Annotated in this window: 8 protein-coding genes; 4 read left to right on the top strand and 4 right to left on the bottom strand. The window is 62.7% G+C overall.

Going from position 1 to position 8,436, the window contains the following annotated elements:
• The first annotated feature begins 87 nt into the window (after window positions 1–87).
• The 3 genes from EOA60_RS09960 (at window position 88) to EOA60_RS09950 (ending at window position 3,952) form a co-directional block, all read left to right on the top strand.
• Window positions 88–1,752 carry a sugar ABC transporter substrate-binding protein gene (locus EOA60_RS09960; protein ID WP_095829953.1) on the top strand — a complete coding sequence of 555 codons (1,665 nt, stop codon included), beginning with the start codon at window positions 88–90 and terminating at the stop codon, window positions 1,750–1,752.
• 152 nt (window positions 1,753–1,904) lie between these two features.
• Entirely contained in the window at window positions 1,905–3,026 is a 1,122-nt protein-coding gene (locus tag EOA60_RS09955; protein WP_095802242.1) for a sugar ABC transporter permease, read from the top strand.
• A gap of 8 nt (window positions 3,027–3,034) precedes the next feature.
• Entirely contained in the window at window positions 3,035–3,952 is a 918-nt protein-coding gene (locus tag EOA60_RS09950) for a carbohydrate ABC transporter permease (RefSeq protein WP_067328232.1), read from the top strand.
• Between the two features lie 39 nt (window positions 3,953–3,991).
• Here the strand turns inward: EOA60_RS09950 and EOA60_RS09945 are convergent, their stop codons facing one another.
• Together EOA60_RS09945 and EOA60_RS09940 are read right to left on the bottom strand one after the other, a co-directional pair.
• Entirely contained in the window at window positions 3,992–4,735 is a 744-nt protein-coding gene (locus EOA60_RS09945) for a creatininase family protein (protein WP_067328230.1), read from the bottom strand.
• A 4-nt stretch (window positions 4,736–4,739) separates the two neighbouring features.
• The gene (locus tag EOA60_RS09940; RefSeq protein ID WP_067328228.1) at window positions 4,740–5,306 is read right to left on the bottom strand and encodes an SIS domain-containing protein; all 567 of its coding nucleotides are present in this window, start codon (window positions 5,304–5,306) and stop codon (window positions 4,740–4,742) included.
• A 188-nt stretch (window positions 5,307–5,494) separates the two neighbouring features.
• Here EOA60_RS09940 and EOA60_RS09935 point away from each other — a divergent pair, with 188 nt between their 5' ends.
• Window positions 5,495–6,517 (top strand): aldo/keto reductase, encoded by a 1,023-nt coding sequence (locus EOA60_RS09935; RefSeq protein WP_095802240.1) that lies wholly within the window; start codon window positions 5,495–5,497, stop codon window positions 6,515–6,517.
• Between the two features lie 83 nt (window positions 6,518–6,600).
• Here the strand turns inward: EOA60_RS09935 and hupB are convergent, their stop codons facing one another.
• Window positions 6,601–6,873 carry a DNA-binding protein HupB gene (hupB, locus tag EOA60_RS09930; protein ID WP_027166452.1) on the bottom strand — a complete coding sequence of 91 codons (273 nt, stop codon included), beginning with the start codon at window positions 6,871–6,873 and terminating at the stop codon, window positions 6,601–6,603.
• Between the two features lie 195 nt (window positions 6,874–7,068).
• Window positions 7,069–8,436 (bottom strand): endopeptidase La (lon, locus tag EOA60_RS09925; RefSeq protein ID WP_128311302.1); only part of this gene is annotated, 1,368 nt, incomplete at its 5' end.

The raw sequence follows: 8,436 nt of genomic DNA, 5'->3' as shown, positions 1-8,436 counted from the left end.
CTATGGTATAGGAGAACTGCAGACGTTTCGACGTCCGAGAGATTGGCAGAATCAATTCACGACTGAAGTTCTGGGAGGAACCTTGAGATGAGAGTCGATCTTTACGAAAAACTGGTGCGTGCCGGGGCGACCCGCCGCGATTTGCTGAAGGGCGCGGCCAGCATGGCGGCGCTCGCAGCGGCGTCCGGCACGGGGCTTGGCGCGCTGACCAGGCCGGCGGCTGCCGCCGACGACCTGCGCGCGAAAATCCTGCAGATACCCGGCGTCGGCAAAGGCCAGCCGACGGACGCCGACTTCCAGAAAGTCGGTGAGCTCTGCCTGGATGCGACCAAGGCCAACGTCAAGCAAGGCGAGTTCGCCGGTGTCGAGCTCACCTTCATGGGCCTCAACAACCAGAACCTGCACAACGTGCTGTTCCGCGGCTTCCTGAAGCCGTGGGAGGCCTATACCGGCGCCAAGATCAGCTGGATCGACCTCGCCCAGGCCGACTACAACGCCCGTCTGCAACAGTCGATCGCGACCAAAACCGTCGACTTCGACATCATCGAGATGGGTGCGCCCTTCGAGGGCGACGTCTGCGGCAAGGGCCTCACCTCGGAGATGCCCGACTGGGTCAAGAAGCAGATCGACATGGACGATCTCGTCAACTACCTCAAGCCGCCGGTCGGCACCTGGGACGGCAAGCAGTATCGCGTGACCATCGACGGCGATACGCACAACTTCAACTACCGCACCGACGTATTCTCCGATCCCGACCTCGCCAAGGCCTGGAAGGAGAGCGGCGCGACGACCGAATGGGGCGTGCCCAAGACTTGGCAGGAAGTGCAGGCCGTCACCAAGTTCCTCAAGGGCAAGCAGTTCAAGGGCCAGGACGTCTATGGCTATCTCGACGCGCCCAAGCCCTGGGGCGGCTTCGGTTTCTACTTCCTCGGCAGCCGCGCCTCTGCCTATGCCAAGCACCCCGACGACAAGGCCTGGCTGTTCGATCCGGATACGATGAAGCCGCGCATCAACAACCCGGCTTGGGTGCGGGCCATCCAGGACGTCATCGACGCCCTGCCCTCGGAGCCGCCGGATCAGATCAACGCCGATCCGAACACCACCGGCTTCCAGCAGTTCCTGGCCGGCACTGGCTCGATGATCCCGTGGTGGGGCGATATCGGCTCCAACGTCAAGACCAACGACTCCTCGGTCATCGGCGACGTCACCGGCTTCTCGATCCTGCCGGGCTCGGACGACGTCTACAATTCGAAGACCGGCAAGTGGGACAAGCTGGCCAGCGGCCCGAACTATGCGCCGAACTGCGCCTATCTCGGCTGGGGCGTCTATGTCATGGCCCGCGTCGACAGCGACGAGAAGAAGAAGAAGGCGGCGTGGTCGGCGGCGGCCCATCTCGGCGGCAAGGATCTGTCGCTGTGGTGCGCGGCCTATCCTTCCGGCTTCCAGCCCTACCGCAACTCCCATTTCAACATTCCGGAATGGGTGGCGGCCGGCTATGACGAGGCCTTCATCACCTCCTATCTGAAGTCGGAGGGCGACTCCTACAACCATCCGAACGCCGCGATCGAGCCGCGCATCCCCGGCATCTTCCAGTACTACAGCGCCGCCGAGGACATCCTGGCCAACACCTTCGCCGGCAAGATGAAGGCGCAGGAAGGTGCGGATGCCATCGCCGCCGCCTGGGAGAAGCTGACCGACCAGATCGGCCGCGAGAACCAAATCAAGCTCTACAAAGCCTCGCTCGGCATGTAGGCTGTCCCGTGAGAAGTCGCGGCCCGGCGACCTCGTCGCCGGGCCGCATGTTGACCGGCAATGGCCGGTCATTTGGACTTCCAGCAATTCCAGGAAAAGCGTGAAGCGGTTTTCCTCCGGAATTGCATCAAAGCAAGGTAGAGGCGAGAGGCGTGGCTGAGCAGACTTCAACCGCCAATGCATGGCCGGCTAACTCCGCAGCGGCCGATCTGATCCCTCCCGGCCGCAAGCGCCTCGGCTGGGCCCTGATGATCGCCGCGACGCTCGTGCTGCTGGCGACGATCGTCATGCAGATCCTTTACAAGACTGAGGTCGACACGATCGGCTTCTATACCTGGCGTCCGGTGGTCTACGCCTATGTGCTGTGGGGCGTGGCGCTCGGCGCCTGGCAAGTGCTGACGCGCGGCGAGGACGGCCAGCGCGCGCTGTTCCTGCTGCCGGCGCTGCTCTTCACCGTCGCCATGGTGATCTTCCCGACGCTGTTCGGCTTCTATATCGCGCTGACCGACTGGAACCTCAGCTCCTTCGCTGGCCGCAGGTTCAACGGTCTCGACAATTTCTGGCAGATGCTGGCCGACCCCTACTACCGCAACGCGCTCTTCAACATGGTCCTCTATGTGCTGGCGGTGCTGGTCGAATATGTCATCGCGTTCGGACTGGCGCTGCTGCTCAACGCGCAGATCCGCGCCAGAAAATTCTTCCGTGTGGTCTTCCTGCTGCCGCTCATGCTGTCGCCGGTGGCGGTCTCCTGGATGGTTGGCAAGTCGCTGATGGAATACCGGTTCGGACCGGCATCGACGCTGGCGCGCCATCTCGGCTGGGACAATCCCGCCTTCTTCTCCGACCCGATCATCGCGCGCATCTCGATCATGGTGCTCGACGCCTGGACCTTCATTCCGTTCATGATGATCATGCTGCTCGCCGGCCTGCAGGCCATGTCGCGTGAGGTGATCGAGGCGGCGCGCGTCGACGGCGCGACGACATGGCAGACCTTCTGGCAGGTTACCTTCCCGCTGATGCTGCCCGTGTCCGTGACGGCGGTGATCCTGCGCATCATCTTCAAGCTGAAGCTCGCCGACATCATCATTACGGTGACGTCCGGCGGGCCCGGCGGCGCGACCGATTCCGTTTCGAGCTTCATCTACCGCGAATATCGCGACCGTTCGAATGTCGGCTACGGCACCATGCTCGCCATGGTCTATCTGATCATCATCGTCGTGTTTGTCACCTGGCTGCTGAAGCTCGCCAGTCGCTTCGTGCGCAACGTCAACTGAGCGTCCATATGAGCGTCCAGACCACCGAATATACCGTTTCCGAAATCCGCTCCCCGGCGGCCTTCCTCGCCAGCCGCGTCTTCATCTATGGCGCCCTGGTGTTCTGGTCCTTCGTCTGCCTGTTCCCGATCTATTGGACGATCACCACTTCGTTCAAGTCGGCGGTCGATGTCACGCAGGGGCACCTCATCCCCTTCGTCGACTTCCAGCCAGACTGGAAGGGCTGGCGCTCACTCGGCCTGTCGCCGGATTCGATCGTCCAGACCTCGACGGTGCGCGACGAGTTCCTGAAACGCTTCATGAACTCGGTCATTACCTCTGTCGGCGCGTCGAGCCTCGCCATCATTATCGGCAGCCTGGCCGCCTATGGCCTGACGCGTTACCGCTACAAGTTCGCCTGGTTCAAGAACGAGGATATCTCCTTCTTCTTCCTCTCGCAGCTGATCCTGCCGCCCGTGGTGCTGGCGCTGCCCTTCCTGGTGCTTTACCGCGAAGTGGCCCTGCTCGACACCCGCATCGGCCTTGTGCTCCTCTACACGCTGATGGTGCTGCCGATCGTCATCTGGATCATGCGCGACCAGTTCAACTCCATTCCCGTCGAGCTCGAGGAGGCGGCACTCGTCGACGGCCTGTCGATCTGGGGCGCCTTCTTCCGCATTGTCATGCCGATCGCGCTCCCCGGCATGGTCGCCGCCTTCATCCTGGCGATGGTGCTCTGCTGGAACGAATATTTCTTCGCCGCCCTTCTGACGTCGACGGATGCCAAGACCATCCCCGTGATGGTGGCGAGCCAGACCGGCTCGCAAGGTATCAACTGGTGGTCGATGGCAGCCCTGGCGACGGCAGCCATCACGCCGCTGGCGATCATCGGCATCGCGCTCGAACGCTATCTGATCATGGGCATGACGGCCGGTTCGGTGAAGTAGGCGCCGTGCCCTTCCCCCTTCTTGTGGGGAGAAGTTGAGCTAGACCCGCAATATCGCCCGCAAATGCTCGAGGATCATCGCCACACCCTTCCGGCCCAGCTCGGCCGACGCATCCGATGCGCCTTTTGTGTACCAGCCGGTATTGTCCGCGAAATGACCGGCATCCACCGCTTCGGGACATAGCGCCTGCATCAGCGATGTCTCGCCGATGCCGGCATGGTCGAACGGATATTTGCCGGTCATTGTGGCCGGCATCAGCGGGTGCACCTGCACCCAGTTGAAGACGTTCTCGCCCTGGGCATGGCCGGCATAGTAATCGACCATCGTGTCCGAGCCCCACCAGCCCTCGCCGCGTTCCTTCTCCAGGAAGCGGAAAATTGCCTGCCGGCCGGCGGTCTTGAAGGCGAGATCGGTCGGCATGCCGGCAACGAAATTCTCGGTCTGGTGATGGATGATGGCGTGGATGTTGCGGAAGCCGATGCGCAGCAGGCCGTAGAACAATTCCTCCGCAAAGGGCGCCAGCACCGGACCGCCGACCTGCACCGAGCCGCTGCCTTCCGGCGGCGCCACGGCATAACTCGCCGCGCCATAATAGAAGGGCGGCAGGATGACGATGTCCCGCTCCTTCTCGATAAGCTCGAGCGTCTTGATGACGGCCAGCGTGTCCATGCCGACCGCCATGTGCTCGCCATGGTATTCGAGCACGCCGAGCGGCAGCGCGACCGGCCAGTTCTCCTCGATCGCCTTGCGGATCTGGTGCGGCAGCATCAGTTCGTAGCGCATGCCCCTACTCCATGTTGGTGTGCCGGGCGCGCATCGTCTCCGGCGTTGCGCCGGTGAGCGCCTCGAGTTTCAGCACCATCACCTCGAACAACAGGAAAAGCGCTGCCTCGAACAGCGAGCCCATCGGCAGCACCGAGCTTCTGGCGGCGCCTTGGTCGCTCGCCATGGTCTGGGCCGGAACGAGCAGCGTGAAGTCCGAAAGCTTTGCCGCGCTGCCCGCCGGTTCGGCCGTGAGCAACACCACCTTGGTGCCGGCCGCCCTGGCCACGCGCATCAAGGTGAGAACGGTCGCGGTCTCGCCCGGTCCGGAACTCGCCAGGAATACATCGCCCTGGCCGAGTGGCGGCGTGGTCATATCGCCGACCACCGAAACCGGCAGGCCGAGATGGAAGAGCCGCATTGCGAAACCCTTGACCTGCAGCGCTTCGCGGCCGCAGCCATAGACGACGATCTTGCCAGCGCCGGCGAGCATTGCGCAGGCGGCGTCAACCCGACCGTCATCGATGCGCCCCAACACGGCGCCGAGCTCGCCCAGCGCTGTCGCAAACAACTCCGATCCGGCTTGCGTCATGGCTGCCTAATCCTGTCTGCCGATGTCTTGATAGGCATGCGGCTTTGCGGTCGCGTTCGGCGCGAAACGCTTGTTTTCGTTCATGCTATCACCGCGAAAATTCGTGTCCAACGAGCCTCGGCGCTTTTGCTGTGCCACCGGCGTGATAGTGTCATGTCAGACAAATCAATCCAGGACATCGTGCGGATATGAAGACACGGCATTTCGACCGCATCGGCAATGGCGGCATCACCTTCACCGAGCTTGGTTTCGGCACCGCGCCGCTCGGCAATCTCTACCGCGCCGTCTCGGACGAGGATGCCAATGCCACGCTGGAGGCGGCATGGAAAACCGGCTGCCGCTATTTCGACACCGCTCCGCTCTATGGCCTTGGCCTTTCCGAAACCCGGCTCAACCCCTTCCTGCGCGGCAAGAAACGCGACGACTATGTGCTGTCGAGCAAGGTCGGCCGCCTCATGCGCGTCTCTGCGCCCGACCAGCGAACCGGCATCGGCAAGTTCTTCGAGACGCCCTCGCGCCGGGAAGTTTACGATTACAGTTACGACGGCGTGATGCGTTCCTTCGAGGCCTCGCTGGAGCGTCTCGGCGTCGACCGCATCGACATCCTTTATGTGCACGATGTCGACATCTTCACCCATGGCAGCAAGGAGGCTTCCGACCGGCGCATCGAGGAGTTCATGTCTTCGGGCTATTACGCGCTGCTCGCGCTGCGTGACCAGGGCGTGATCAAGGCCTTCGGAGGCGGTATCAACGAGTGGCAGGTTTGCCAGACGCTCGCCGAGCGCGGCGATTTCGACCTCTTTCTGCTCGCCGGCCGCTACACGCTGCTCGAGCAGGATGCGCTTGCGAGCTTCCTGCCGCTCTGCGAGAAGCGCGGCATCGGCATCGTTCTTGGCGGGCCCTACAATTCCGGCATCCTGGCGACAGGGCCGAAGCCCGGCGCCTTCTACAACTACACAGAGGCGCCAAAAGACGTGCTCGATCGCGTGGCACGCATCGAGGCGGTCTGCAAGCGCCATGGCGTGCGTCTGATCGAGGCGGCGTTGCAGTTCCCGCTGCGGCACCCTTCCGTCATGTCGGTAATACCCGGCGGCCAACGGCCGGCCGAAGTCGAAAGCAACCGTGCGCTGCTCGACGTCAAGATCCCGGCAGCCTTGTGGGCGGATCTCAAGCAAGAAGGCCTGATGCGCGCCGACGCGCCTACCGGCTGATGCCACACATGTGCCCCTGCCGCGGGTCACAAAAAGGAAGAGCCGGGCAAGCCCGGCTCATCTGATCTTAAAAAGAAAAGGTCTTAGTTGACCGCGTCCTTGAGGCCCTTGCCGGCCGAGAACTTCGGCACGGTGCGCGCCGGAATCTTCACTTCCGCGCCGGTCTGCGGGTTGCGGCCGGTCGAAGCAGCACGTTTTGACACGGTGAAATTTCCGAAGCCGACAAGCCGGACATCGCCGCCCTTCTTCAGTTCGCCAGTGATCACAGAGAACACCGCATCGACGGCGGACTGCGCATCAGCCTTCGAAATGCTTGCGGAGTCGGCGACGGCGGACACCAGTTCGTTCTTGTTCATAAAAATTCCCTTCCATGAGAAAACCGGAACTACGACTCATCCGGCAGGAAACGGACTTTAGAAAGAAGCGTTCCGGAACCCAAGCCGAAAACCGCAGAATTCCGGGCTTTTTTCCACTTTTTCGGAGATTTTTCACATGAAAAAGCCGGGCTGAAAGCCCGGCTCTCTCTTTGTGCATTGCAACCTTAGAAGAAACTAATGCGCAAGCGACTTGCCGGCGTCGTCGCCGGCGTCCGCGCCGGCCGGCGGATTGACCGGCTCGACCCATTCGATCGGCTCCGGCATCCTGACCAGCGCGTGCCTCAGCACCTCGCCGACCCGCGACACCGGAATGATCTCCATGTTGTTCTTCACGTTGTCCGGGATCTCCGCCAGGTCCTTGGCATTGTCTTCCGGGATCAGCACCTTCTTGATGCCGCCGCGCAGCGCGGCAAGCAGCTTCTCCTTCAGGCCGCCGATCGGCAGCACCCTGCCCCGCAGCGTCACCTCGCCGGTCATTGCCACATCGGCGCGGACCGGAATACCCGTGAGCACGGACACGATCGCCGTCACCATCGCCACACCCGCCGACGGGCCGTCCTTGGGGGTCGCGCCCTCCGGCACGTGGACGTGGATGTCGCGCTTGTCGAACAGCGGCGGCTCGATGCCGAAATCGATGGCCCGCGAGCGGACGTAAGAGGCCGCTGCAGAGATCGATTCCTTCATCACGTCGCGCAGGTTGCCGGTCACCGTCATGCGTCCCTTGCCGGGCATCATGACGCCCTCGACCGTCAGCAGCTCGCCGCCGACTTCCGTCCAGGCAAGACCCGTGACGACGCCGACCTGATCGTCGGCCTCGACCTGACCGAAGCGGAAGCGCGGCACGCCGAGATAATCGGCGAGGTTATCGGCCGTGATCTTCACCGTCTTCTTCTTCGTCTTCAGGATCTCGGTCACCGCCTTGCGCCCGAGCTTCATCAGCTCGCGCTCGAGGCTTCTGACGCCCGCTTCACGGGTGTAGGTCTGGATGATGCCGCGGATCGCGTCCTCGCCGACCGAGAACTCGTTCGGCTGCAGCGCGTGATCGCGGATCACCTTCGGCATCAGGTGCCGCTTGGCGATCTCGATCTTCTCGTCCTCGGTGTAGCCGGCGATGCGGATGATCTCCATGCGGTCCATCAGGGGCGCAGGGATGTTCAGCGTGTTCGCCGTCGTCACGAACATCACGCTCGACAGGTCGTATTCGACTTCGAGGTAATGGTCCATGAACGTCGAGTTCTGCTCCGGATCGAGCACCTCGAGCAGGGCTGACGACGGATCGCCGCGGAAGTCCTGGCCCATCTTGTCGATTTCGTCGAGCAGGAAGAGGGGGTTGGACTTCTTGGCCTTCTTCATCGACTGGATGACCTTGCCGGGCATCGAGCCGATATAGGTCCGCCTGTGACCGCGGATCTCGGCCTCGTCGCGCACGCCGCCGAGCGCCATTCGGATGAACTCACGCCCCGTGGCCTTGGCAATCGACTTGCCGAGCGAGGTTTTGCCGACGCCGGGCGGGCCGACGAGGCACAGGATCGGACCCTTGAT

The organism is Mesorhizobium sp. M1A.F.Ca.IN.020.06.1.1 (assembly GCF_004023265.1).
Taxonomy (GTDB): Bacteria; Pseudomonadota; Alphaproteobacteria; order Rhizobiales; family Rhizobiaceae; genus Mesorhizobium.
This window is presented reverse-complemented; position numbering and strand designations above follow the sequence as displayed.

Excerpts from the sequence above, each read along its gene's own strand:
- EOA60_RS09960 (WP_095829953.1), top strand. The coding sequence starts at position 88 with ATGAGAGTCGATCTTTACGAAAAACTGGTGCGTGCCGGGGCGACCCGC.
- EOA60_RS09950 (WP_067328232.1), top strand. The coding sequence starts at position 3,035 with ATGAGCGTCCAGACCACCGAATATACCGTTTCCGAAATCCGCTCCCCG.
- EOA60_RS09945 (WP_067328230.1), bottom strand. The coding sequence starts at position 4,735 with ATGCGCTACGAACTGATGCTGCCGCACCAGATCCGCAAGGCGATCGAG.
- EOA60_RS09940 (WP_067328228.1), bottom strand. The coding sequence starts at position 5,306 with ATGACGCAAGCCGGATCGGAGTTGTTTGCGACAGCGCTGGGCGAGCTC.
- EOA60_RS09935 (WP_095802240.1), top strand. The coding sequence starts at position 5,495 with ATGAAGACACGGCATTTCGACCGCATCGGCAATGGCGGCATCACCTTC.
- hupB (WP_027166452.1), bottom strand. The coding sequence starts at position 6,873 with ATGAACAAGAACGAACTGGTGTCCGCCGTCGCCGACTCCGCAAGCATT.